The organism is Pseudarthrobacter phenanthrenivorans (assembly GCF_000813845.1).
In the GTDB taxonomy this organism is placed as follows: domain Bacteria; phylum Actinomycetota; class Actinomycetes; order Actinomycetales; family Micrococcaceae; genus Arthrobacter; species Arthrobacter phenanthrenivorans_B.
The window spans coordinates 1-24,391 of the sequence record NZ_JWTB01000033.1 but is presented as its reverse complement, the minus strand read 5'-3'; the positions used below and the strand labels follow the sequence as shown (position 1 = coordinate 24,391).

The window sequence follows — 24,391 nt, the reverse complement described above, 5'->3', positions numbered from 1 at the left end:
CCGTCAGGCCGCCGTTACGGCCTGAAAGTGCCGTTCGATCAGGCCCTTGATGTCCTCATGGCAGCCGCCGCAGCCGGTGCCGGCGCGGGTGGCCCTGGACACCTCCGGCACGGTGGAGCAGCCATCGGCCACGGCTGCGGTGATGGTGGAACCGCTGACCCCGGCACACCGGCAGACCGTGCCGGCGGGATCGGCAGGCCCCGCCGCCTGCGGCTGGTCCGGTCCGTCCAGGCGCAGCAGCAGCGACCGGTCGGCCGGCAGTTCTGCGCCCCGTTCGAAGAGTCCCACCAGTTCCGCCGCGGTGCGGGGCATGCCCACGGCCACCAGGCCTTCCAGGACGCCCCCGCGCGTGGTCATTTTGACGTAGCGGCCATGTTCGAGATCGGACCACTGGGCCACCTGCAGCCGCGGCCTGCCCTGGGCGGCGCCCGCCGTGAGGGCGTCCTCGTCCCACGGATCGGCGGAGTTGTCGCCGGCCACGGCCATGTTCAGGCCGCGGGCTTTCAGGACGATCACGCCGGGCTGTTCCGCCGGCAGTTCCGGCAGGACTTCGGCGTCGTCGACGGCGCCGGCGGCGAGCAGGGTCAGGTACTCCGCCAGCCATTCAGCCTGGCGCCAGCCGGGACCCACGAGCCCGGCTGGACCCTTGGCGTTGCGGCACGCCGCGCAGCCCGGGGCCGGGCAGCGCACCTCGGCGCAGTCGCCGATGGCGAAGATATGCGGCTCATGGTGCGCCCGCAGCCGGTGGTCCACCAGGATCCCGGCGCCGGTGGAAAGCCCGCAGCCTTCGGCCAGTTCCGTGCGGGGACGGACGCCGCACGAGATGACCAGCAGGTCCCCGTCGATCGCCGAACCGTCATCAAGAAGCAAAGCCGAAAATCCGCCGTCGGGCCCGTTGTGCTCAACGCCTGTTGAACGCGCGTTTCCAGCCATCCGGACGCCGCAGCAGCGCAGCCCCGCAGCCAGGACGGCTCCGCCGCCACGGTCGATGTTGCGTCCCAGCGGGTGCGGGCCGTTGTGGACCACCGTCACGGTGGCGCCCTCCTCGGCCGCGGCGAGGGCTGTTTCCAGGCCCAGGACGCCGCCGCCCAGCACCACGACGCGCTTGCCGCCGTCCACCGCCCGCCGGAGCACGTCGGCATCGCGAAGGTCCCGCAGTGCCGTCACGCCCGCAGGCAGGACCGGGGAGGCTGGGTCCGGGTTGATGCCCGTGAGGTTGGGGATGACCGGCCGCGAGCCGGTGGCGAACACCAGCCGGTCGTAGTGGACGGAGTCGCCACTGGACAGGAGAACCTGCTGCCGCGCGCGGTCCACGCGCCGGACGCGGACGCCCAGCCGGACGTCGACGCCCTCAGCCACCAGGGCGGCCGCATCCGAGAGGGCCAGCGCCTCCGCGGTGGTCCGTCCAACGCCGAGGTCCGCCACCAGGACCCGGTTGTAGGCGGCTTCGGCTTCCTCGCCCACGACGGCCAGCCGGACCTCCCCGCTGCGTACAGCGGGCAGGAGTTCGTCCACAAGCCTGGCGGCTACGGGACCGAATCCCACAATGACAATCTGCTCGCTCATCTGGCCTCCGTCGTTTGCAAAATGCGGGCGGAACCGGGCGCCGGCACGGGCCGGACCCACACGGTGTTCAGTTTGAACTCGGGCATCCCGGAGACGGGGTCGGTGGCCGCCTCGGTCAGCCGGTTGGCGCTTTCGGCGCCCGGGAAGTGGAAGGGCAGGAAGACCGTCTCGGGGCGGATGGCAGTGCTGAGCTCAGCCCGGCACACCACTTCTCCGCGCCCGTTGGCCACCGACACCAGGGAACCGTCGGCGATGCCCATGGCCTCCGCTGCCGCCGGGTGGAGTTGTGCCATTGCTTCCGGCCGGGCCGCGAGGAGTTCGGCCACCCGCCGGGTCTGGGCACCGGACTGGTAGTGCTCCAGCAGGCGGCCCGTGATGAGGTTCATGGTCCGGCCCCCGGGCTGGGGGCCGGTCCCGGGAGTACGACGGCGGCGGGGCACCACCGGGACCAGCACCGCCTTGCCGTCGGGGTGCGCGAAGCCGTCCTGGAACAGCCGGGGCGTGCCGGTGCTGCCGGCGGGGTACGGCCAGTAGGCCGCCTCGCCGCGGTCCAGCATGGCGTAGTCGATGCCGGAGTAATCGGCCAGGCCTCCCGCCGAGGCACGGCGCAGTTCCTCGAAGACAGTCTCCGGGTCCTCGCTGTAGGTGGATGGGGCCTCCAGCCGCTCCGCGAGGCGGGCCATGATCCACAGTTCGCTCCGGGCGCCGGCGGGCGGGGAGATGGCGCGGCGGCGGCGCAGGACGCGTCCCTCCAGGTTGGTCAGGGTGCCTTCCTCTTCGGCCCACTGCAGCACGGGGAGGATGAGGTCCGCTTCCGCGGCGGTCTCGGACATGAAGAAGTCGCATACCACCAGGAAGTCCAGGCTCCGCAGGCCCGCGATCACGGCGTTGGCATCTGGTGCTGCCACGGCAATGTTGGAGGCGTGCACGAAAAGGCACCGGACGCCGTCGGGCTGTCCCAGCGACTTCAGCAACTGGACGGCAGGCAGGCCCGGTCCCGGGATCATCTCCTCGGGAACGCCCCAGACCGCCGCGACGTGGGCGCGGGCGGCGGGATCGGTGATCTTGCGGTATCCGGGCAGCTGGTCCGCCTTCTGGCCGTGCTCGCGGCCGCCCTGGCCGTTGCCCTGGCCGGTGAGGGTGCCGTATCCGCTGCGCGCCGAACCGGGCAGGCCCAGGAGGAGGCTGAGGTTGATGGCCGCGGTGGCCGTGTCCGTGCCGTCCACGTGCTGTTCCACGCCGCGGCCGGTGAGGATGTAGCTGCCGCCCTTCCGGGCCCCGGCGGCAAGCATGCGGGCGGTCTCCCGGATCAGGTCCGCCGGGACGCCGGTAAGGGACTGCACCCGTTCCGGCCAGAAGGAGTTGACGCTGCGGACCACGGCGCTGTAGCCCGAGGTGCGTTCCTCGATGAAGGCCGTGTCCACCAGGTTTTCGTGGATGACCACGTGGGAGAGGCCCAGCAGGAGCGGAAGATCGGTGCCGGGAAGCGGCTGGAGGTGGAGGCCGCCGCCGTCTGCGGTGAAGGCCGCCGTGGCGGAGCGGCGGGGATCCACCACGATCAGGCCGCCGGCATCACGGGCGCCCTGGAGGTGCTGCACGAACGGCGGCATGGTCTCGGCAACGTTGGAGCCAAGCATGAGGATGGTGCTGGCGGTGTCCAGGGCTTCCAGCGGGAACGGCAGGCCGCGGTCCACGCCGAAGGCGCGCATCCCTGCTGCGGCGGCGGAGGACATGCAGAACCGGCCGTTGTAGTCGATGCGTGAGGTGCCCAGGGCCAGGCGCGCGAATTTGCCGAGCTGGTAGGCCTTTTCGTTGGTGAGGCCGCCGCCGCCGAACACCCCGACGGCGTCCGCGCCGTAGCGCGCTCTGGCATCCTTGACTGCCGCGGCGGCAAGGTCCAGGGCCTGGTCCCAGCCGATGGGGCGGTGGACGCCGTCGGCGCCCTTCAGTAGTGGCTCAGTGATGCGGCCGGCGTGGTTCAGGAGCGAGGGGGAGGTCCAGCCTTTGCGGCACAGGCCGCCGCGGTTGGTGGGGAAGTCGCGGCCGGCTACGTCCAGGACGGCACGGGCCCCGGGTGCAGCAGGTGCGGGACCTGGCCCCGGCTGTGCAGCCGGGGCCAGGTCCGCCGGGGACGTGAGCGTCATGGCGCACTGCAGGGCGCAGTAGGGGCAGTGCGTGGCGGCGCTGGTGGTCATGTTAGACGTGTCCCATCGCGTTCCGGCCGGCGTTGCGGATGTAGCAGGTCCAGCAGACCAGCAGCATCAGGACGTAAGCGCCGACGAATCCGTAGAAAGCCGGGGTGTAGGAGCCGCTGGCGGCGCTGGAGGCGTTCAGGACCTGGGGGATCACGAAGCCGCCGTAGGCGCCGATCGCGGAGATGAGGCCGAGGGCCGAGGAGGCCAGGCGCTGCGTGGCCACCGTGCTTGCGCCCTTGCGGGCGGCCCGGCTGGAGGTGGCGAAGATGACCGGGATCATCCGGTACGTGGCGCCGTTGCCGAAGCCGCTGGCGGTGAAGAGCAGCAGGAAGAGGACCAGGAAGAGCACGAAGTTCTTCAGGGGCAGGGTCCAGATCATGGTCAGCGTGATTACGGCCATGGAGGCGAAAGCGGCCACCGTCATCCGGGCCCCGCCCATGCGGTCCGCCATGCGTCCGCCGTAGGGGCGGGCCAGCGAGCCGACCAGCGGGCCGAGGAACGCCAGGGACAGGGCCACGGTTCCGACGGCGATGGAGGAGAACGCCGGGAAGTAGTCCTTGATGAGCTTGGGGAAGACCCCGGCGAAGCCGATGAACGAGCCGAACGTCCCGATGTACAGCAGTGCCATGACCCACAGGTGCGGTTCCTTGAGCGCCGCCACCGAGCCGGCCACGTCTCCCTTGGCGCTGGTGAGGTTGTTCATGTACTTGAAGGCGCCGAACGCGGCCAGCAGGATGAGCGGAACCCACATCCAGCCGGCCATGGGAAGGTTGACGGTGCCGGCGGCCAGCAGGGTGATGACGATGGGCACGGCAAGCTGGGCGACGGCGGCACCCAGGTTTCCGCCCGCGGCGTTCAGGCCGAGCGCCCAGCCCTTTTCCCTGGCCGGGTAGAAGAAGGTGATGTTGGCCATGGAGCTGGCGAAGTTGCCGCCGCCGAAGCCTGCCAGGGCTGCCACCAGGAGCATGACGCCGAATGGCGTTTCCGGGTTGGAGACGCACAGGGCCAGTCCGGTGGAGGGAATCAGGAGCAGCAGGGCGGACACGATGGTCCAGTTCCTGCCGCCGAAGCGCGGGACCATGAAGGTGTAGGGGATGCGGAGGGTGGCACCCACCAGGCTGGGCATGGAAATCAGCCAGAAGATCTCCGAGGTGGAGAAGGTGAAGCCTGCGGCGGGGAGCTGGACCACCACGATGGACCACAGCTGCCACACCACGAAGCCGAGGAACTCGGCGAAGATGGACCAGTTCAGGTTCCGGCGGGCGATGGCGCGGCCGGCGGTCTCCCACTGCTCCTTGTTCTCGGCATCCCAGTTGGCGATCCAGCGGCCGGGGCGGAATTCAAGGGCAGGGGCGTCTGTGGCGCGGGTAGGGCCGGGCTGTACGCCGGCATCGACGGTGCGGTCAACAGTCACGGGTTGCCTCCTTTGGGGGGATGTTGTTCCTCCAAGGTAGGTACGGCGCGTTTCGAGGACGGGCGATCTTTGTTTCCGCGCTGTGACTTTTGCCTATCCGCCCGGCGGCGGGAACGTGAGGCGCCGGTGAAGGACCAGAACGTGGGACGCACAACGCAGGTCCGCATAGTGGACGTTTCGTCCATTGACTGGACGTGGGCAAGTAAGATCGAACTCTAACTATTTGAGCCGGGAGGCAGCCCTGTCCGCACCCGGCCGGTCTCACGAAAGCGCTTACCTATGTCATCCACCGATACCACCAAGGTGCCTGGTTCGCACCAGCCGGTGAACTCCCGCGGCCGCGTCATCGTCGCGAGCCTGATCGGCACCACCGTGGAGTTCTACGACTTCTACGTCTACGCCACCGCCGCCGTGCTTGTCTTCCCGCAGCTCTTCTTCCCCAGCGCGAATGAAACCACGCAGCTGCTGAGCTCCTTTGCCGTCTTCGGCGTGGCTTTCATCGCCCGCCCGCTCGGCTCGATCGTCTTCGGCCACTTCGGCGACAAATTCGGCCGCAAGGGCACGCTGGTGGCTTCGCTGCTGACCATGGGTATCGCCACGTTCCTCATCGGCTGCCTCCCCACCGCGAAGGTGGAAGGCTGGGAATTCTGGGCACCGGCCCTGCTCGTCGTGATGCGCTTCGCCCAGGGCCTCGCCCTTGGCGGTGAATGGAGCGGCGCCGCGCTGCTCGCCACCGAGAACGCCCCCGCCAACAAGCGCGCCATCTACGGGACCTTCCCGCAGCTCGGTGCGCCCATCGGATTCATCATCGCCAACGTGATCTTCCTGGTAGCCAGCTACACGCTGACCCCCCAGGCCTTCATGGACTGGGGCTGGCGGGTGCCGTTCCTGCTGAGCGCCATCATGGTGATCATCGGCCTCTACGTGCGCCTCAAGCTCATCGAGACGCCCGCCTTCACCAAGGTGCTGGAATCCAACGAGGTGGCCAAGCTGCCTTTGGGCCGCGTCTTCAAGACCAGCTGGCGCCAGCTGATCCTGGGCACCTTCATCATGCTGGCTACCTATGTGCTCTTCTACCTGATGACCACCTTCACCCTGACCTACGGCACCAAGCCAGCCAGCGTCGAAGCTGCCAAGGCCGCGGCGGAGAAGGCCGGCAAGCCCATGAGCGAGGCCGCAGCTGCCGCGTTCGTCCCCGGCCTGGGCTACACCCGCAACGACTTCCTCTGGATGCTGATTGCCGGCGTCGTCTTCTTCGGTATTTTCACCCTGGTCTCCGGACCGCTCGCCGAAAAGTACGGCCGCCGCAAGATGCTGATTGCCGTCACCGCCGGCATCTTCGTCTTCGGCCTGCTGTTCGTCCCGCTGTTCAGCGGCGGCTTCGTGGGCACCATGGCCCTGCTGATCATCGGGTTCTCCCTCATGGGGCTGACCTTCGGGCCCATGGGTGCGCTGCTGCCGGAACTGTTCCCCACGAACGTGCGCTACACCGGTTCGGCCATCAGCTACAACTTCTCCAGCATCCTGGGTGCGGCCGTTGCCCCGTTCATCGCCGTGGCACTGTGGGAATACGCCAAGGGCAGCCCGGTGCTGGTGGGCGTCTACCTGACCGTTATGGCGGTGCTCACCCTGATCGCGCTGTTCCTCAGCCGTGAAACCCGGGACCTCGACTACGAAAACAACGTGGCCTGACCCTTCTGTTACGGCGATGCCCGGCGGCCCTTCGGCCCGCCGGGCATCACTGTCTTCAGCGGGCGTAGCGGGCCACGAAGTTCTTCAGTACGGTCATTGGCTCGGTCACCGTGAAGCTGCGCGCATTGTCCATCAGCTCCTCCGCGGAGTCAGGCGGGAAGTAGCCGGCATGCCGGTAGATGTCGATCCGCGTCACCAGGCCGTCCGCGTCCAGTTCCGGGTGGAACTGGGTGGCGTACAGGTTGGTCCTGATGCGGAACATGTGCACCGGGCAGCCGGCGGCCCGGGCCAGCAGCACCGCATGCGGCGGCAGGGACCTGACAGCCTCCTTGTGCCCGGTGAAGGCAGTGAACGTCCTTGGCATCCCCTGGAGCAGCGGGTCCTGCAGGCCTTGGTCCGTCAGCTCAATCTCCACGGCGCCGAGCGGCTCTCCGTAGGTACGGTCAATGACGGCGCCCTGGTGCGTGCCGAGCGTTCCCACGCCGTAGCACGCACCCAAGAATGGGAAATCGCGGGCCACCAGTTCGTCCAGGAGGGCCGACAGTTCGCGCTCCACCCGGTGCTGGACGGGGCTTTTGTGCTCCGGCGGATCGCTCGAGGTGAAGGGACTGCCGCCGACGATGACGCCGGAGTACCCGGACAGGTCCAGTGCAGGCAAGGGAGCCGCCTCCAACCTGACCCGGCGCAGCTCCCGCTCTTCAAGCCCGCCGTATTTCAGGTACGCAGCGTACTCGTCCTCCGCGGCGGCGTCCTCCGCGCGGGAGGCCAGGAGCAGGAAAGGCAGCATGTGCTAAGTCTGCATCCTCCCGGCGCTCCCTGCCAGCACTGCAGCTGCCCGGATACGGCGGCTACGCCGTGGGCTGGGTCAGGGAGCGGCGGGACTGCGGCCGGGCCGCGGGGTCGGCATGGCGGTGCACCAGCTTCCAGTAGCCTTCCTCGCGGCGGAAGATGCTGGTGACCCGCAGCGCGAACTCCTCGGTTGCCGCCGCATTTTCCAGGCGGGCCCGGAAATGCTCGGTTTCCACCAGGTAGGCGGTGTCGCGGGCGGTGTAGGAGGTGATGGTGTCAAAGCCCAGCATTTCGCCGTCGCGGAACTGCCGCGCGGCCTGGTCCAGCCGGGCCTCCACCTGCGGCCAGCCGCGGGCAATGCCGCCGAACGGGTTGGCCAGCGTGACGTCGTCCAGCCGGGAATACAGTTCCTTGATGGGTTCGGGGTTGCCCCGGGTGATTTCGGGAACCGCCTGGTGGTAGCGGTCCACTTCTTCCTGGAAGCTGGGTGCGAGCATGCTGCCGGACCGCCTTAGTCTTCGATGGTGGCGATGATGGCGCCCGCGGACACCGTCTCGCCGGCGGTTGCCGTCAGGCCGGTGATGGTCCCGGACCGGTGTGCGGTGAGGGGCTGTTCCATCTTCATGGCCTCGAGGACCACCACCAGGTCGCCCTCGGCCACCACGTCGCCGTGGGCCACGGCAACCTTGACGATGGTTCCCTGCATGGGGGAGGTCAGGGCGTTGCCGGTGGCGGCGGCGGGGCCTGCAGCACGGGAGCGTTTCTTGGACTTGCCCGGTTTCGTGGCGGCTGCGGCCGTTCCCGGCGTACCCAGGGATGCGGGAAGGACCACTTCAAGTCGCTTGCCGCCCACCTCGACCACCACGCGCTGGCGGTCTTCGGCGGAGCCATCGGTGTCGGCCGGGGCGTCCGGAGTCCATGCAGGGAGGTTGTTGGTGAACTCGGTTTCGATCCAGCGCGTGTGGACCGTGAACGGGCCTTCGGCGGGTGCGAACGCAGGGTCGGTGACCACCGCGAGGTCGAACGGAATCACCGTGGGGATGCCTTCAACCACCATTTCCTCCAGTGCCCTGCGGGCGCGCTGGAGGGCCTGCGGGCGACTGGCGCCGGTGACGATGAGCTTGGACAGCATGGAGTCGAAGTTCCCGCTGATCACGTCGCCCTGCTCCACACCGGAGTCCACGCGGACGCCGGGTCCGGTGGGGTTCTTGAGGACGCGGAGCGTGCCGGGGGCCGGCAGGAAGTTCCGGCCCGGATCCTCGCCGGTGATGCGGAACTCGATGGAGTGCCCGCGCACCTCGGGATCGCCGTAGCCCAACTCCTCGCCGCGGGCCAGCCGGAACTGCTCGCGGACCAGGTCGATGCCGGTGACCTCTTCGGAGACGCAGTGCTCCACCTGGAGGCGGGTGTTGACCTCAAGGAAGGAGATGGTGCCGTCCTGGCCCACCAGGAATTCGCAGGTGCCGGCGCCCAGGTAGCCGGCTTCCTTCAGGATGGCCTTGGAGGATTCGTAGAGGCGGCGGTTCTGGTCTTCGGTAAGGAAGGGTGCCGGAGCTTCCTCGACGAGTTTCTGGTTGCGCCGCTGGAGCGAGCAGTCGCGGGTGGACACCACCACCACGTTGCCGTGGGCGTCGGCCAGGCACTGGGTTTCCACATGCCGCGGGGCGTCCAGGAAGCGCTCGATGAAGCATTCGCCGCGGCCGAAGGCGGCCGTCGCCTCACGGACGGCGGATTCGTAGAGTTCAGGGATTTCCTCGCGGGTGCGGGCCACCTTGATGCCGCGTCCGCCGCCGCCGAAGGCAGCCTTGATGGCCACGGGCAGCCCGTGCCGGTCCACGAAGTCCAGCACTTCGGCCGCGGACTCCACGGGGTCTGCCGTACCCGGGACCAGGGGAGCGCCCACCTTCTCGGCGATGTGCCGTGCCTGGACCTTGTCGCCCAGGGCTGAGATGGCCTCCGGGGAGGGGCCGATCCAGGTGATGCCTGCGGCAATCACCTTGGCGGCAAACTCGGCGTTCTCCGCCAGGAAGCCGTAGCCGGGGTGGATGGCGTCCGCGCCGGACTGGCGGGCGGCGTCGATGATCTTGTCCATCACCAGGTAGGACTCAGCAGCGGTGGTGCCGCCCAGGGCGTAGGCCTCGTCAGCGAGCCGGACGTGCAGCGCGTCGCGGTCCGGATCGGCGTAGACGGCCACCGAGGCGAGGCCTTCGTCGCGTGCCGCCCGGATGATGCGCACGGCGATTTCACCCCGGTTGGCGATCAGCACCTTTGTGAGGCTGGGCTGCGTGGTACCTGCGGACTGCTCCAAATTTGCTGACAAGGCGTCTCCTTCTTTCCTTCAGGGAGCCTAGCGCGGTTTTGAGGGTTCCGCCGATATTACTTGCGGAATCCGCGTGTAAAGCAGCCTTCCTTTGTAGGGAAGCTACAAGCCGACCGGAAAATACGATGCTTTAGCGCGGCGGCCAGAGGTCGGTGATGCGCACGTTGGCGGCAGCCAGCAGGCCGCGGAGGGTGGAAACGGAGAGGCCGACGACTGCGTGCGGGTCGCCGTCGACCTTCCGGATGAACGCCCCGCCCAGGCCGTCGATGGTGAAGGAACCCGCGCAGTGCAGCGGCTCCCCGGTGGCGATGTAGGCGTCGATTTCCTCCGGGTCCATCTCCAGGAAGGCAACCTCCGCTGAGGCGACCGCCCCCAGTGTGGCGCCCGAGCCGCGGCCGGAGGCGCCGTCGTCGTCCGTGTCCCTGCAGTCCACCAGCCAATGCCCGGTGTGCAGCACGCCTGCGCTGCCGCTCATCCGGAGCATCCGTTCGCGGGCGACCTCGGCGGTGTAAGGCTTGCCGTGCGCCTCGCCGTCGAATTCGAAGACCGAGTCGCAGCCCAGCACCAGGGCGCCTTCCGCCTCCGGGAGCGACGCCACCGCTTCGGCCTTGGCCCGCGCCAGCAGCAGCGCGGTGTCGTGCGGATCGGTGACGCCGTACCGGGCCTGGACGGCTTCCTCGTCGACGTCGGACACCAGCACGGTGTGCCGGATTCCGGCCTCGGCGAGGAGCTTGGTGCGGGCGGGGGACTGGGAGGCAAGAATCAGATGGAGCACGGCTTCAGCCTAGTGGACCAGCTGGCCCTAGTGGACGAGCTCGCCGGGGGCCGGTGCCGCCTGGCCGCGGTTGAGCTTCGCGCCCTCAACGTCCACGTCCGGCAGGATCCGGTCCAGCCAGCGCGGCAGCCACCAGGACTTTTCGCCCACCAGGTACATCACGGCCGGGACGATGGTCATGCGCACCACGAACGCGTCGAACAGGACGCCGAAGGCCATCGCAAAGCCCAGCGGCCGGACCATGGTGAGGTGGCTGAAGATGAAGCCGGAGAAGACGCTGACCATGATGATCGCGGCGGCGGTGACCACCGCCGCGGCGTGCCGGAAGCCCACGCGGACCGCTTCCTTGGCGGATGAGCCGTGCATGAACGCTTCGCGCATGCCGGAGGCGATGAACACCTGGTAGTCCATGGCCAGGCCGAACAACACGCCGATCAGGATGATGGGCAGGAAGCTGAGGACGGCGCCGGGGTTGGCCACGTCGAAGACGTTCCCCAGCCAGCCCCACTGGTACACGGCCACCACGGCGCCGAACGCGGCGGACAGGGACAGCAGGAACCCGCCCGTGGCCAGCAGCGGGACCACGATGGAACGGAACACCAGCAGCAGCAGGACCAGGGAAAGTCCGACGACGATGGCCAGGTATGGCGGCAGGGCGTCGCCGAGCTTGGTGGAGACATCCACGTTGCCTGCGGTTTGACCGGTCAGTCCCATGGCGACGCCGTAGTCGGACTGGATTTCCCCGTTGAGGCCGCGGAGCTCGGAGACCACCTTGACCGTGCTGGCGCTGGCCGGGCCTTCCTTGGGGATGACCTGGAACACGGCGGTCCGGCGGTCCTCGCTGAGCGCCACCGGCACGGCGGCCACCACGTTATCCACGGCCCGGAGCTTGTCCGCAATGTCGAACTGCAGCTTCTGCGCCTGGGCCGCGTCCAGGTTTGCGGGGAACTCGCCCACGGCCACGATCGGCCCGGTGACTCCTTCGCCGAAGCTGCGGGCCGTCAGGTCGTAGGCCTGGTAGGCCTCTGATTCAACCGGTTCGGAGCCGCCATCGGGCAGGGCCAGCTGCAGCTGCGTGGCAGGAAGGGCCAGGGTTCCCAGCAGGAGGACACCGGCGACCAGCGCCACCCACGGGTGTTTGGTGACCAGTCCGCCCCAGCCGTGCGTGCTCCGTTCCCGGTCGGTTGCAAGGTCCGCGGCTTCGTGGCCCGGCTCGGCGTTATGGGCCTCGGCCTTGGCCCAGGCCCGCCGGGAGATGATGCGGCGCCCGATCAGGGACAGCATGGCGGGGGTCAGGGTGATGGCCACGAGTACCGCGACGGCCACGGTTCCGGCCGCCGCGAGGCCCATGACCGTGAGGAAGGGCAGGCCCGGGACGACCAGTGCGGCCAGGGCGATGATCACGGTGAGGCCGGCGAAGACGACGGCGTTGCCGGACGTGCCGTTAGCCCTGGCCACGGACTCCTCCGGGTCCATCCCCGCCAGGAGCTGGGTCCGGTGCCGGTTGACGATGAACAGCGAATAGTCGATCCCGACGGCCAGGCCAAGCATGAGGGCCAGCATCGGGGAGATGGAGCTCATATCGAACAGGCCGGAGAGCGCGAACGTGATGCCGACGCCGACACCGACGCCCATGATGGCCATGAGCAGCGGCAGTCCGGCGGCGATCAGTGTGCCCAGCATGAGGATGAGGACCAGGGCCGCCACCGCGATGCCGACGATTTCCGCGGTGCCGAACAGGGCAGAGATGTCCTCGGTGATTTCCTTGCTGGCCAGTGCCGTCACCCCTGCCGAGGAGGTTTGGTGGGCGATCTCCTGCACCTGTTTGCGGACCGCCGGGGCCAGGCCGTTGATGGAGGTGTTGAACTGCACCTGCGCCACCGCGGCCTTGTTGTCTTCGGAGACGAAACGGATGGCCGAGGCCGCCTGGGCCTGGCGTTTGCCAAGTTCCAGCTTGGCCTTGTTGGCCTCCAGCTCCCGGGTGCCGGCGTCGAGCTTTGCCTGGCCCTGGGCCAGTGCCGCCTTCTGCTGGCCCAACTGCGCGTCAATGATCGCTGCCGGTGCGCCGGCCGCGGTGAGCTGCTGTTCGGCTGCCGCCAGCTGGGCCTTGCCGGCCTCCAGCTGGGCGCGGGAGGCATCAAGCTGTGCCTGCCCGGCAGCAAGCTGCTGCTCGCCGTCGGTGATGGCCTTGCCGGCCTGGTCCACCTGGGCCTGGGTGGCAAACGGGTCCACGGTGCCGCGGACTTCCGGGAGGTCCTGGAGTTTCTTCAGCGCGTCGGTCACCGCGGCCCGGCTCTCACTGGTGAACCCGCCGTCGGGAGCTTCGAAGACGATCGTGGCGCTGCCGCCTGAGGCTGAGGGGAGGTCCTGCTTGAGCTTGTCCGCGATCCGCTGGGTTTCAGTCCCCGGGATCTGGAAGTTGTTGGACAGGGTCCCGTGGAACGCTGCGGCGGAGCCGCCCACGGCGACCAGCACGGCAAGCCACAGGGAGATGACAAGCCAGCGCCGGCGGTAGGAGAACTTGCCGAGGCGGTAGAGGAGGAGTGCCATGCGGAGAACCGATCTGATCAGGAGGAACGGGAAGCGGATGGAGCGGGGGTGGTGAAGCCGGTGCCCAGCAGGGCCATGGCGTCGATGAGCAGCTGCCGGAGTTCTGTCAGCGATTCTGCTGAAAGGTCCGGGCCGCGGCGGCTGAACCAGACTTCCATGGCAGCCTTTCCGCAGGAGATGACGGATCCGGCCAGGGCGTGGACGTACAGTTCGTCCTGGCCGCCGGGTGTGCCGGCCAGCCGCTCGCGCGCAACGGCAAATACCTGCCCGCGGCAGTGGTCCCACGCTTCAAGCTCGGTGTGGGCCATGAGCGGGCTTTGTTGCGTCAGCGTGAAGAGCTCGGCGAGCGGGGCTACCGCCTTGGGGTCGGCGAGGGCCATCAACGCGGCCTGGGCGGACTCCAGCAGGGGTTCGTCTGCCGGCCGGAGGCGCAGCTGCTGGATCGCGTTGTCCAGGAAGCCGTGCACGATCGAAGCAAGGGCGGCGTCGGTGGTGCTGAAGTAGTTGAAGAAGGTGCGCCGCGAGATGCCGGCTGCCTCGGCGATGTCCTCCACCGTGAAATTTCCCGGGCCCCTGGCCCGCAGCAGTTCCAGCGCGGCGTCTTTGATGGCCTGCCGGGTTGCCGCCTTGTTGAGCTCACGCCGCGACTGGGGAGCAGGGGCGGCTCCAGGGGATATGGGCATGTCATTACACTACGTGCAACTTTGCACTCTGGGCAAGATTCGCGGGGCTGCGCCATAGAGGCAAGGTGCTGCATTCACAGGAGAACGAAAGGTTTCCGACAGCCTCTCCTGAAGCTGGCCCACGATGCTTGGAATGTCTCGCTACGAGGCAAACCATCAGCGGCCGTCAGGTGGCGGCCCGAGCAGGAGACGCGATATGAAACCCACGAAGAAAATGACCCTGGGCATGTCTGGGGCAGCTCTGGCGCTTGCGGCCGGCATCGGCTTCGCCGGCATGGCTTCCGCAACTACCACCACGCCCAGCCCTACGCCAAGCGCAAGCTCCAGCGCTTCAACGGACGGAAGCGCCGGGACGGACAGCGACGGGATGGGCCGGCACGGCGGCCGCGGCGGCCACGGCATGGTGCAGGCATCCGCGCTGGCGGCCAAGCTTGGCGTGGATGAAACCAAGGTGAGTGACGCGCTGAAGGCTTTCCGTGAGGCCAACAAGCCCACCACCGCGCCCACTGAGGGCCAGAGGCCCGACCCGGCCACCCGCGACGCAGCCTTGGCCAAGTCCCTGGCTGAAGCACTGGGCATTGACCAGGCGAAGGTGACGCAGGCCCTGCAGGACCTCCGTACCGAGGCGCAGGCTGACCGCGCCGCGGAGCTTAAGACGCGCCTGGACCAGGCTGTCACGGACGGCAAGCTGACCCAGGCAGAAGCCGACGCGGTCACCAAGGCCGTCCAGAACGGAATCATCGGAGGTGGCGGCCACTGACGGTGCCCGGCATCCTGAGGCTCACCGGTCCCTGACGCCGGTCCCTGAGCACCTTGGCCCTTAACCCAGGAAGGCCCCCCGGAGAATCTCCCGGGGGGCCTTCCATGACTGGCCGTTGTTACGCCTTTGCATCCTGCAGTTCGCGGGGTGCGGTATCGGCGGTGGTGCCGTCGGTGGCGGCTTCGTCCGTGGCGCTGTCATCCACGAACGGGGTGCCGTTGCGCGGCGCGTCGTAGAGCGACTCGTCCAGGATTCCTTGGCGCTTGGCCACGATGGTGGGGACCAGGGCCTGGCCCGCAACGTTCACCGCCGTGCGGCCCATGTCCAGGATGGGGTCGATGGCCAGCAGGAGTCCGACGCCGGCCAGCGGCAGTCCCAGCGTGGAGAGCGTCAGGGTGAGCATCACCACGGCGCCGGTGGTTCCCGCGGTGGCCGCGGAGCCGAGGACGGAGACCAGGGCGATCAGCAGGTACTGGCTGAAGTCCAGGTGGATGCCGAAGAACTGGGCTACGAAGATTGCCGACACGGCGGGGTAGATCGCGGCGCAGCCGTCCATCTTGGTGGTGGCGCCCAGCGGGACGGCGAAGGACGCGTAGGCCCGGGGGACGCCCAGGCTGCGTTCGGTCACGCGCTGGGTCAGCGGCAGGGTGCCCACGGAGGAGCGGGAGACGAACGCCAGCTGGACGGCCGGCCACACGCCGGAGAAGTACTGCTTGATGGACAGGCCGTGGCTGCGGATCAGGATGGGGTAGACAACGAACAGCACCAGCACCAGGCCTGCGTAGATGGCCACGGTGAACTTGCCCAGCGAGCCGATGGTGTCCCAGCCGTAGACGGCGACGGCGTTGCCGATCAGGCCGACGGTGCCCAGCGGGGCGATGCGGATGATCCACCACAGGACCTTCTGGATCACCGCAAGGGCCGAGGCGTTGAGGTTGAGGAAGGGCTCCGCGGCCTTGCCCACCTTGAGCGCGGCGACGCCGACGGCGATGGCGATCACGAGGATCTGCAGGACGTTGAAGCTGATCGAGGTGGTGACGGCGCCGGAGTCGCCGACGGTGGAGCTGGCACCCAGGCCCAGGAAGTTCTTGGGGAAGAGGCCCACGAGGAAGGCCCACCAGTCACCGGACTTGCCGGTGTACTTGGCTTCCCCGCTGATGCCGGTGTTGGCGCCGGGCTGCAGCAGCACGCCCAGGCCCATGCCGATCAGCACGGCAATCAGGGACGTGATGGCGAACCACAGGAGCGTGTTCCATGCCAGCCTGGCGGCGTTTGACACCTGGCGCAGGTTGGAGATGGAGCTGACCACGGCGGTGAAGATCAGCGGCACCACGGCCGTCTGCAGGAGGGACACATAGCTGGACCCGATGGTCTGCAGGGTGGCGCCGAGTCCGTTGGGGTTGGCCTTGGTGCTGCCGGTGTACTTGGCCAGCAGGCCGAGGCCGAGGCCCACGATGAGGGCGGCGATGATCTGGAAGCCGAAGGAGCCGGCCCACTTGGGCAGCTGGAATCCGGTCTTCCCCGCGGGGGATGGGGTGCTTGTCTGAGTGCTCACCAGAACAAGCTAGACCCCCACCACATACCACGTCGAAAGAATATTGAGAAATATTACGCGCCTGCAATAGCCGCAGGCCGCCGAAAAACCCGTAAGTACAAGGCAGGCAGCGGCTTGTGTTACTTATTCCCGGCAATGGTGTGCTTAATGTCTCGCCGCGGCGGGCCAAGCGCGCCCCGACGTGGCTGGCTTCCGGCAGCGCGCGTCAAAGCGACGAAGGAGCAGCGCGCAGAGGAAGGCAGCCATGCCGGGGCACCCGGCCATGGGGGCGGGTCAGGACAAGAGCGCCCTGCGGAGGGTGTCCAGCCCCACGGAGCCGATGTTCAGGGCCTTGGTGTGGAACTCCTTGAGGTCGAACCCGGGCCGGGACTCGAGTTCGGCGCGGATCTGTTCCCAGAGCCGCTGGCCCACTTTGTAGGAGGGTGCCTGGCCCGGCCAGCCGAGGTAGCGGGTGAATTCGAAGTTGAGCTGTCCTTCGCTGATGGGAAGGTTTTCCTGAAGGAAGCCGTAGCCCTTGTCAGCGGTCCAGGGGCCGGAACCCCAGCGTCGGGGCATCTCAAGTTCCAGGTGAACGCCGATATCGAAGACAACGCGGGCGGCGCGCATGCGTTGCATGTCCAGCATGCCCATGTGGTCGCCGGGGTCGTTGAGGTAGCCCAGTTCCTGCATGAGTTTTTCCGCGTAGAGGGCCCAGCCTTCGCCGTGGCCGGAGGTCCAGCAGACGTTCCGGCGCCATTTGTTCAGCAGTTCGCGCCGGTAGGTTGCCGTGGCCACCTGGAGGTGGTGGCCGGGAACGCCCTCGTGGTACACGGTGGTGGTTTCGGCCCAGGTGGTGAAGGTGTCTTCGCCTGCCGGGACGGACCACCACATGCGGCCCGGGCGGCTGAAGTCGTCGGACGGTCCGGTGTAATAGATGCCGCCTTCGTCCGTGGGGGCGATGCGGCATTCAAGGGTTTTCATGACGTCGGGAATGTCGAAGTGCACCCCGGCCAGTTCGGCAACGGCTTTGTCGGAGAGGCCCTGCATCCATTCCCGCAGCGCCTCCGTGCCTTTCAGCTGCCGGGCGGGGTCGTTGTTGAGGATGTCCTTGGCCTCGGCGATGGATGTGCCTGCCTTGATGGCGTGTGCCACCTTCTCCTGTTCGGCGATGAGGCGGTCGAGTTCCTGGACGCCCCAGGCGTATGTCTCTTCAAGGTCCACCTCGGCGCCGAGGAAGGACCGGGACGCCAGTGCGTAGCGTGCCCTGCCCACGGCGTCCTTTTCCGGCGCGGCGGGAAGCAGCTCGGTGCGCAGGAACTCTGCCAGGCCGGCGTAGGCGCGGCGGGCGGCGTCAGCGCCGGCGTCGAGCTTGTCCTGCAGCTCCGCGGGCAGCGGCCCTTCGCCGGTGGCGGCATCGGCTGCCAGTTTGGCGAAGAAGCCGTCCGGCGCGGCGTACTTGGTTACCTGCTCGATGACGGTCCGGACCTGCCGGGCGGCGGCCACCCTGCCGGCGTCCCTGGCCATGCGGAGGGACTCGGTGTAGCCGCTGATGGCTGCCGGGACGTTGTGTGCGCGCCCGGCGATGTGGTCCCAGTCCTGTTCGCTTGCCGTGGGCATGAGGTCGAAGATGGCCCTGATGTCCTGGGCAGGGGAGGCGATGTTGTTCAGTTCCGCGTATTCCCAGCCGGAGGCATGGATCAGCAGCTGCAGGCCCAGGCGTTCCTGCATGGCGTCCAGGGTGACGGCGTCCACGTCGTCTTCCGGTTCCAGGCCCTCGAGGGCGGCGAGGGCGTCCCGGGCGGCTTCGGCGAAGCCGGCGATGCCGGCCGGTGAGAAGTCCTGGTACTCCGTTTCGTGTCCGGGCAGGCCAAGGGTGGTGGCGAACGTCGGGTTGAGCCTGACCAGGGTGTCCGTGTAGTTGTCCGCGACGGCGTCGATGCGGGTGTGCGGGCGCGTGGCGGGTGCAGTGTCTGTAGTCACAGTCCGAGACTACCCGGGTGCCTGGGTGACGTAACCAAGCCCCGCCGGTGGGTGGGCCCACGCCGCCGGTGGGTGGCGAGGATCAGCCCTGGCTGCGCTTCCAGGCGCCCGGGCCAGGCGTGGGCGCGAGCCTTAGCTGCTGGCGGCGCACCCAATGCCGCACGGTTGGCGTCTTGGCTGGGGCCGGGCTTTCCCCGCCCAGGGAAAGGACGACGGCGGTCAGCGCGGCCAGTTCCTCGGCGTTCGGCTGCCCTTTGACAACAGAGAGCAGCGGAGCGGCTTCGGCGGGCGCGGAGGCGGGATTCTGGTCGGCGGTCACAGCGGGATGTTCCCGTGCTTCTTGGCGGGAAGGCTGGCGCGCTTGTCCCGGAGGGCCCGGAGGCCCTTGATGATCTGGATGCGGGTGTCTGAGGGGGCGATCACGGCGTCCACGTACCCGAGCTCGGCTGCCTGGTAGGGGTTGAGGAGCTCTTCTTCGTACTGCCGGATCACCTCGGCGCGGCGGGCTTCGACGTCGCCGCCGTCCTGGGCGACGGCTGCGAGGTCGCGGCGGTAGAGGATGTTCACGGCCCCCTGTGCGCCCATGACGCCGATCTGCGCGGTGGGCCATGCGAGGTTCAGGTCGGCGCCGAGCTTCTTGGAGCCCATGACGATGTAGGCTCCGCCGTAGGCCTTGCGGGTGATGACCGTCAGCTTGGGAACGGTGGCCTCGGCATAGGCGTAGAGGAGCTTGGCGCCGCGGCGGATGATTCCCTGGAACTCCTGGTCCTTGCCGGGCAGGAAGCCGGGAACGTCCACCAGGGTGATGATGGGGATGTTGAACGCGTCGCAGTGGCGCACGAAGCGGGCTGCCTTCTCGGAGGCGGCGATGTCCAGGGTGCCGGCAAACTGCAGCGGCTGGTTGGCCACAATGCCCACGGTGTGCCCTTCCACGCGGCCGTAGCCAATCATGACGTTGGGGGCATACAGGGCCTGCATCTCCAGGAAGTGGCCGTCGTCCACGATCTGTTCCACGACGGTGCGCATGTCGTAGGGCTGGTTGGCCGAGTCCGGGACCAGCGTGTCAAGGGCGAGGTCGTCGTCGTCGATCTCCAGCTCCTGCTGGTGGCCCAGCACGGGTGCCTCGGACAGGTTGTTCGACGGCAGGAAGTCCAGCAGTTCGCGCACGAACTCGATGGCGTCGGTCTCGTCGGAGGCCAGGTAGGTGGACGTGCCGGTGGTGGCGTTGTGCTGCCGGGCGCCGCCAAGGGTTTCCATGTCCACGTCTTCGCCAGTGACGGTCTTGATGACGTCCGGGCCGGTGATAAACATGTGGGAAGTCTTGTCCACCATCACCACATAGTCGGTGAGTGCGGGGGAGTAGGCGGCCCCGCCGGCGGACGGGCCCATGATGATCGAGATCTGGGGGACCACGCCGCTGGCGTGGACGTTGTTCCGGAAGATGTCCGCGAACATGGCCAGCGAGGCCACGCCTTCCTGGATGCGGGCGCCGCCGCCGTCCAGGATGCCGACGACGGGGCAGCCGTTGCGGAGGGCGAATTCCTGGACCTTGACGATCTTCTCGCCGTTGACCTGGCTCAGCGAACCGCCGTACACCGTGAAGTCCTGGCTGTAGACCGCCACGAGCCGGCCGTCCACGGTGCCGTAGCCGGAGACGAGGCCATCGCCCAGCGGTTTCTTCTTTTCCATGCCGAAGGCGGTGGAGCGGTGGACGGCCAGGGCGTCGAATTCAACAAAGGAGTCTTCGTCCAGGAGCATGGCGATGCGCTCGCGGGCGGTGTTCTTCCCGCGTGCATGCTGCTTTTCGATGGCCTCGGGGCCGGAGGGCTGTTCGGCGCGCGCCTGGCGGTCGCGGAAATCGGCAATCTTTCCCGCTGTCGTTGTCAGATCGTGGCTCATCAAGTGTCTCCGGCTCTGTAGCAGGTCAGTTCTGTTGGCTGGCGGGCCGTGCTGCACGGAGCCTTAAGTAGCTTCCACACAAAGAACGAACCCTGCTGGCAAGTCTAGTGACGCTTTGGATGCCCGCAGCTGTAGGGATCCTACAATTTTCTGCCGTTCCAGCAACCCCTCCACAATGTTACTCGCCGGTAACTTGTTTGGGCTACAGTGTTCCCATGACTTCAAGCGACGATGCTTTGCGTGCCCCCGAAAGCCCGTACCGGGCGTCCGGCTCCCTGGCCGGCCGGACCCTCCTCATCTCCGGTGGAAGCCGGGGAATCGGCCTGGCCATTGCCCTGAGGGCCGCCCGCGACGGCGCCAACATCGTGCTCCTGGCCAAGACGGGCGAACCGCACCCCAAGCTGGCCGGCACCGTATTCACCGCCGCCGCGGAACTGGAAGAGGCCGGTGGCCAGGCGCTGCCGCTCGTGGGCGATGTGCGCCGGGACGCCGACGTGGCCGGCGCCGTGGAAGCCGCCGTGGACCGCTTTGGCGGGATCGACGTCGTCATTAACAACGCGTCCGCCATCGATCTCTCCACGACGGACGCCGTGGACATGAAAAAGTACGACCTGATGCAGGACATCAATGTGCGGGGCACCTTCCTGCTGTCCAAGCTGGCGCTCCCGGCGCTGCGGGCCTCGGGCCAGGGGCACATCCTCACGCTGTCGCCGCCGCTGAACCTCGACCCGTCCTGGGCTGGGAAGCACCTCGCCTACACCATGGCCAAATACGGCATGAGCCTGACCACGCTGGGCCTTGCCGAGGAACTGAAGTCCGACGGGATCAGCGTCAACTCACTGTGGCCGTGCACCTTGATCGACACCGCCGCCATCCGCAACATGCCGCACGGCGAAACGATGGTCCTGGCTGCCCGCGGCCCGCAGATCATGGCGGACGCCGCCCACGCTGTCCTGACCGGCACCAACCTCTCCGCCGGAGGCCCGTCATCGGGAAACTTCTACACGGATGAAGAGGTCCTCACCGCCGCTGGCGTGACGGACTTCCGGCCCTACAGCCTGGGAGCGCCCGAGGATCAGCTGGTCCCGGACATCTTCCTCTAACCGGCCCTGCGGGCACTGGCGCCCGGGACTTCGGGGACAGGGCCCGGCCCCGCGGCATGGCTGGGTGGGACCCAGGGTGGCTCGGTAGGATCAAGCTATGGATGACGCACACGCACCGGGCACTCCGCTGAACCGAGGGGACCTGGCCGACCAGCGTTTCCTTTCCGCCACGGGAATACCCCGGATCGACGTGGTGGACTCCACCGGTTCCACCAACGCCGACCTCCTGCGCTCCGTCACCGTGGAGCCCGCAGCGTGGCCAGACCTCTCCGTCCTGACTGCCGAGTACCAGACAGCGGCCAGGGGGCGGCTGGACCGGCGCTGGGAGGCGCCGCCGCTGAGTTCGGTGTCCGTCTCCGTGGTGCTGCGCCCCGTCAACGCCGACGGCCGGCCCCTGCCCACCCAGAGTTACTCCTGGCTGTCCCTGATTGCAGCCCTGGCCCTGCGGGAAACGCTCCTCGAAACCGCCGGCATCCCGGCTGAACTGAAGTGGCCGAACGACGTCCTGGTCCGGGGCCGGAAGATCGCAGGAATCCTGGCGCAGCTGGGTCCCATGCTGGACGGGAATGTGCCGCCGGTCATCCTGGGTACGGGCCTGAACGTCACCCTGCGCGAAGACGAACTCCCGGTGCCCACCGCCACGTCCGTTGCCCTGGAAGGCGCGCGCACCACCGACCGGACCGCCCTGCTGAAGAGCTACCTGTCACACTTCGCGGTGCTCTACCGCAGTTTCTGCAATGCCGACGGCGACCCCGCGGCCGGCATGGCGGGTGGCCCCTCGCTGCACAAGAGGGTGGAGGCAGTCATGGTGACGTTGGGCAAGCAGGTGCGGGCGCAGCTGCCCGGAGACCACGAAATCATTGGCCACGCATCCCGGCTGGACGACTACGGCTCCTTGCTGGTGGTGGACCGCGACTCGCGCGAGCACGTGGTGACGGCCGGCGACGTTGTGCACCTGCGGCCCTGGGCAGCGCCGGACGCACCCAGCCAAGGCGGTTATGCGTAGGACCCTTCTTCCCGGGGAGCAGGTGATCGTCACTACCCGCCCGCAGCCGCGGAAGCTGGCCGGGGCAGCCGTCGCCTTCGTGCTGGCGCCGGCGCTGGCCGCCTATGCCAGCGCGTGGATCATCCGGGGCGGCGCCGCCCGGCTGGCTCCCGCGCTCAACCGCCAATGGACGCCCTGGCTGGTCACCGCCTGCGTGGCCGCGGCCGCAGCCGTGTGGCTGGGCTACTGCCTGCCCCGGCTCCTGCGCTGGCACAGCACGCGCTACACCTTGACCAGCCAGCGGATGGTGGCCCGCTATGGGCTGCTGAGCCGTCGGGACCAGCAGGTGAACCTGTCCGCGGTCCGTAACCTGACAGTCCACGAATCCCTGCTGCAGCGACTGGTGCGCTCCGGGAATATATCCTTGGAAACCGGGTACCAGGGCGTGGTGACCTTTCGCGACGTGCCCGAGGTGGCCCGGTTCCGCGACTTTATCCTCGACGCCATCGGGGAACTGCCGGATGACAGCGTGGCCCGGCCGGGCGGCGCGGCGCATTACCCCGCCGGGGCTTTTCCGGAGGACATGAGAGAAGGTGGACGGGATGACCGATGAGGACCAGCAGGAACGCGTGGGCAGCATCGCACCTGCAGCCACCGCCGCACTCGACCCCGCCGCCGGAAGCGGTGACGTGAACGCCGTCCCTGCGGCGACACCGGAACCCGGCCCGGCTGACGGAGCGCCGGGGACCGACCGGCACCCGCCTACCGGCGCCATGTCCGCCGAACGGCTGGCCATGAAGGCCCTCGAAGCCCGCCTCCTGGGCGGGGAACGCAAGCTCCGCCGTCGTGAAGTTGCCGCGGGTGCGGGAGTCTCGCTGCTTTCTGCCCGTAAACTCTGGCGTGCCCTCGGCTTTCCGAATTTCGGTGACGAGGATGTCGCGTTCACGGAACGCGATCAGGCCGCCCTGTCCACCATTGTGGATCTGGTCCGCGCCGGCAAGCTTACCGAGGAAGCCGCTATCTCGGTGACCCGCTCCATCGGGCAGATGACGGACCGCATGGTGGTCTGGCAGATCGAGGCCCTCGTGGAGGACATGGTCCACGAGCAGGGGGTCACGGACGCCGTGGCCCGCAAGCGCCTGGTCAACGAACTTCCCGCCCTGGTGGACGCGCTCGAAGAGGTGCTGGTGTACTCCTGGCGCCGCCAGCTCAACGCCGGCGTCCAGCGGCTGGCCGTGCGCGCCGAGGCCGGACTGCAGGCCAGCGAGGAAGGCCGGGAAGGCGACGAGGACGACGCGCCGCTGCCCCTCGCGCGCGCGGTTGGCTTCGCCGACCTGGTCTCCTACACCAGCCTGTCCCGCCGGATGAACGAAAAGACACTGGCCCGGCTGGTCCAGCGCTTCGAAAACAAGTGCGCCGAGATCATTTCGGTGGGCGGCGGCCGGCTGGTCAAGACCGTGGGCGATGAAGTCCTCTACATCGCCGAAACCCCGGCGGCCGGTGCCGAGATTTCCCTGGCGCTCGCCGAGGCCTTCACCGAAGACGAGATCCTCCCCGAAGCCCGGGTTGCCATGGTGTGGGGCAGGATCCTGTCCCGCCTGGGCGACATCTACGGCCCCACCGTCAACCTCGCCGCCCGCCTCACCACGCTTGCCGATCCCGGAACGGTCCTGGTGGATTCCATGACCGCCTCGGCGCTGGAACATGACGAGCGGTTCGTCATGATCCCGCAGGAGCCCCAAAATGTGCGCGGCTTCGGCGAGATCAACCCGGTCCGCCTCACCCGCGGCCGCGGCAGGGGCCTGGTCCTGGACTGAGCACGTGCGGTATGCAGAGTTGCCGCAGGGATTCATCCACTCGTTGGTGAAATAACGTATTCTTGTTCTGCCCGGCCGCTGCGGAGGCCGGCAGCCAGCCATCAGGCAAAAATTCTTGGGGGATTTACGGAATGAAACGTCGCGGACAGACGCGCGCCCATAGCGCTGTTGCCGGACCACCCCGACCCCGCCGCCTTCCTCGATCCCGGTGGTTCGCCGGTACTGCGTTTGGTGTGGTGCTGGCTGTGGTGGTGACGGGCGCGGTGTTGTATCCGGGGTTCAAGACCACTGAGGTGGAGTTGAACGATGGCGGTGTGTGGGTGGTGTCC

The 24,391-nt window shown here is 68.1% G+C and carries 20 protein-coding genes; 7 read left to right on the top strand and 13 right to left on the bottom strand.

The features are described from left to right. Nucleotides 1-3: 3 nt before the first annotated feature. Genes RM50_RS16505 through RM50_RS16495 form a run of 3 tightly spaced genes read right to left on the bottom strand, consistent with a single transcriptional unit; the run spans nucleotide 4 to nucleotide 5,175 of the window. A complete protein-coding gene (locus tag RM50_RS16505) occupies nucleotides 4-1,566 on the bottom strand; it encodes an FAD-dependent oxidoreductase (protein WP_043454966.1) in 1,563 nt (520 codons plus the stop codon). Further along, nucleotides 1,563-3,761, bottom strand: coding sequence for a molybdopterin oxidoreductase family protein (locus tag RM50_RS16500; RefSeq protein ID WP_043454889.1), 2,199 nt, complete (start codon nucleotides 3,759-3,761; stop codon nucleotides 1,563-1,565). The genes RM50_RS16505 and RM50_RS16500 overlap by 4 nt, the downstream gene beginning before the upstream one ends. 1 nt (nucleotide 3,762) lies before the next feature. After that, nucleotides 3,763-5,175 (bottom strand): MFS transporter, encoded by a 1,413-nt coding sequence (locus tag RM50_RS16495; protein ID WP_043454887.1) that lies wholly within the window; start codon nucleotides 5,173-5,175, stop codon nucleotides 3,763-3,765. 279 nt (nucleotides 5,176-5,454) lie between these two features. On the opposite strand from RM50_RS16495, the gene RM50_RS16490 reads away from it, so the two are divergent. Then, complete coding sequence (locus tag RM50_RS16490) at nucleotides 5,455-6,867, top strand: MFS transporter (RefSeq protein ID WP_043454886.1); 1,413 nt, start codon at nucleotides 5,455-5,457, stop codon at nucleotides 6,865-6,867. Between the two features lie 55 nt (nucleotides 6,868-6,922). On the opposite strand, the gene RM50_RS16485 is transcribed toward RM50_RS16490, so the two are convergent. The 6 genes from RM50_RS16485 to RM50_RS16460 all read right to left on the bottom strand — a co-directional run bounded on the left by RM50_RS16485 (nucleotide 6,923) and on the right by RM50_RS16460 (nucleotide 13,984). Continuing rightward, a complete protein-coding gene (locus tag RM50_RS16485; protein ID WP_043454883.1) occupies nucleotides 6,923-7,654 on the bottom strand; it encodes a glutamine amidotransferase in 732 nt (243 codons plus the stop codon). A 61-nt stretch (nucleotides 7,655-7,715) separates the two neighbouring features. Continuing rightward, a complete protein-coding gene (locus RM50_RS16480; RefSeq protein WP_043454881.1) occupies nucleotides 7,716-8,153 on the bottom strand; it encodes a YybH family protein in 438 nt (145 codons plus the stop codon). A gap of 14 nt (nucleotides 8,154-8,167) precedes the next feature. After that, entirely contained in the window at nucleotides 8,168-9,976 is a 1,809-nt protein-coding gene (locus RM50_RS16475; protein ID WP_052260310.1) for a biotin carboxylase N-terminal domain-containing protein, read from the bottom strand. A 130-nt stretch (nucleotides 9,977-10,106) separates the two neighbouring features. Beyond that, entirely contained in the window at nucleotides 10,107-10,751 is a 645-nt protein-coding gene (locus RM50_RS16470) for a Maf family protein (RefSeq protein ID WP_043454880.1), read from the bottom strand. Between the two features lie 27 nt (nucleotides 10,752-10,778). Then, the gene (locus RM50_RS16465; RefSeq protein WP_043454879.1) at nucleotides 10,779-13,301 is read right to left on the bottom strand and encodes an MMPL family transporter; all 2,523 of its coding nucleotides are present in this window, start codon (nucleotides 13,299-13,301) and stop codon (nucleotides 10,779-10,781) included. A 17-nt stretch (nucleotides 13,302-13,318) separates the two neighbouring features. Continuing rightward, nucleotides 13,319-13,984 carry a TetR/AcrR family transcriptional regulator gene (locus RM50_RS16460; protein WP_205622288.1) on the bottom strand — a complete coding sequence of 222 codons (666 nt, stop codon included), beginning with the start codon at nucleotides 13,982-13,984 and terminating at the stop codon, nucleotides 13,319-13,321. Nucleotides 13,985-14,180: 196 nt separating this feature from the next. On the opposite strand from RM50_RS16460, the gene RM50_RS16455 reads away from it, so the two are divergent. After that, on the top strand, nucleotides 14,181-14,744 hold the full coding sequence (locus RM50_RS16455) for a hypothetical protein (RefSeq protein WP_043454878.1): 564 nt from the start codon (nucleotides 14,181-14,183) through the stop codon (nucleotides 14,742-14,744). A 118-nt stretch (nucleotides 14,745-14,862) separates the two neighbouring features. Here RM50_RS16455 and RM50_RS16450 read toward each other — a convergent pair whose 3' ends face one another. The 4 genes from RM50_RS16450 to RM50_RS16435 all read right to left on the bottom strand — a co-directional run bounded on the left by RM50_RS16450 (nucleotide 14,863) and on the right by RM50_RS16435 (nucleotide 20,157). Next, a complete protein-coding gene (locus RM50_RS16450; protein ID WP_043454877.1) occupies nucleotides 14,863-16,299 on the bottom strand; it encodes a dicarboxylate/amino acid:cation symporter in 1,437 nt (478 codons plus the stop codon). A 273-nt stretch (nucleotides 16,300-16,572) separates the two neighbouring features. After that, nucleotides 16,573-18,258, bottom strand: a complete 1,686-nt coding sequence (locus tag RM50_RS16445; protein WP_043454876.1) for a DUF885 domain-containing protein — start codon at nucleotides 18,256-18,258, stop codon at nucleotides 16,573-16,575. Nucleotides 18,259-18,340: 82 nt separating this feature from the next. Further along, the gene (locus RM50_RS16440) at nucleotides 18,341-18,577 is read right to left on the bottom strand and encodes an acyl-CoA carboxylase subunit epsilon (RefSeq protein ID WP_043454874.1); all 237 of its coding nucleotides are present in this window, start codon (nucleotides 18,575-18,577) and stop codon (nucleotides 18,341-18,343) included. Beyond that, a complete protein-coding gene (locus RM50_RS16435) occupies nucleotides 18,574-20,157 on the bottom strand; it encodes an acyl-CoA carboxylase subunit beta (RefSeq protein ID WP_043454873.1) in 1,584 nt (527 codons plus the stop codon). Before RM50_RS16435 ends, RM50_RS16440 begins: the two co-directional genes overlap by 4 nt. 215 nt (nucleotides 20,158-20,372) lie before the next feature. On the opposite strand from RM50_RS16435, the gene RM50_RS16430 reads away from it, so the two are divergent. The 5 genes from RM50_RS16430 to RM50_RS21290 all read left to right on the top strand — a co-directional run. Continuing rightward, nucleotides 20,373-21,260, top strand: coding sequence for an SDR family oxidoreductase (locus RM50_RS16430; RefSeq protein ID WP_043454872.1), 888 nt, complete (start codon nucleotides 20,373-20,375; stop codon nucleotides 21,258-21,260). A 97-nt stretch (nucleotides 21,261-21,357) separates the two neighbouring features. Continuing rightward, a complete protein-coding gene (locus tag RM50_RS16425; protein ID WP_043454871.1) occupies nucleotides 21,358-22,266 on the top strand; it encodes a biotin--[acetyl-CoA-carboxylase] ligase in 909 nt (302 codons plus the stop codon). Next, a complete protein-coding gene (locus RM50_RS16420; protein ID WP_043454869.1) occupies nucleotides 22,259-22,858 on the top strand; it encodes a PH domain-containing protein in 600 nt (199 codons plus the stop codon). The genes RM50_RS16425 and RM50_RS16420 overlap by 8 nt, the downstream gene beginning before the upstream one ends. Next, nucleotides 22,848-24,062 carry an adenylate/guanylate cyclase domain-containing protein gene (locus RM50_RS16415; RefSeq protein WP_043454868.1) on the top strand — a complete coding sequence of 405 codons (1,215 nt, stop codon included), beginning with the start codon at nucleotides 22,848-22,850 and terminating at the stop codon, nucleotides 24,060-24,062. The genes RM50_RS16420 and RM50_RS16415 overlap by 11 nt, the downstream gene beginning before the upstream one ends. Nucleotides 24,063-24,193: 131 nt before the next feature. Further along, a partial coding sequence (locus RM50_RS21290; RefSeq protein ID WP_430929418.1) for a hypothetical protein occupies nucleotides 24,194-24,391 on the top strand: 198 nt, incomplete at its 3' end.